Raw genomic sequence first — 610 nt, forward strand, 5'->3', positions numbered from 1 at the left:
AGCGGCGGAGGGGACGCTAACGCGGCCCCGGTTCATGAGCCGCCTAAAGGCGGCGGATCAGCAGCTCCACAGTCTCAGCTGATCGAGTCGTTGATCTTCACGTTCCTGGTGCTGGATGTAGGCTCGGATGGTGGCCTCGTCTCGCCCCACCGTCGACACGAAGTAGCCACGCGCCCAGAAGTGCTGACCGGTGAAGTTGCGCTTGCGCTCACCGTAGACGCGGGCGAGGTGGATGGCGCTCTTGCCCTTGATGTAGCCCACCACCTGCGACACCGCATGTTTCGGCGGGATCGAGATCAGCATGTGCACGTGATCAGGCATCAGGTGCCCTTCTTCGATCCAGCTGTCCTTGTGCTGGGCCAGTTCGCGAAACACTTCACCAAGATGCTTTCGGAGCTGGCCATACAGCGCGCGACGCCGGCATTTCGGAATGAAAACAACGTGATATTTGCACTCCCATTTGGAGTGGCTTAGGCTTGCGGTCTTGTCCATCGGGACTCTCCACAGTCGTGTGCTTGGCGGCTCACGAACGGAGTGTCTCCGATGGACTCCCGCAAATGTCAAACTGCTACTGTCACCCCGGCAAAGCCGGGGGATTACCTTTTTTATT

General features: G+C 59.2%; 1 protein-coding gene. It reads right to left on the reverse strand.

The features are described from left to right. Positions 1 to 57 precede the first annotated feature (57 nt). Positions 58 to 492, reverse strand: a complete 435-nt coding sequence (gene tnpA / locus CKO31_RS26365) for an IS200/IS605 family transposase (RefSeq protein ID WP_200243962.1) — start codon at positions 490 to 492, stop codon at positions 58 to 60. Positions 493 to 610 lie beyond the last annotated feature (118 nt).

It is taken from the genome of Thiohalocapsa halophila (genome assembly GCF_016583825.1).
Taxonomy (GTDB): Bacteria; Pseudomonadota; Gammaproteobacteria; order Chromatiales; family Chromatiaceae; genus Thiohalocapsa; species Thiohalocapsa halophila.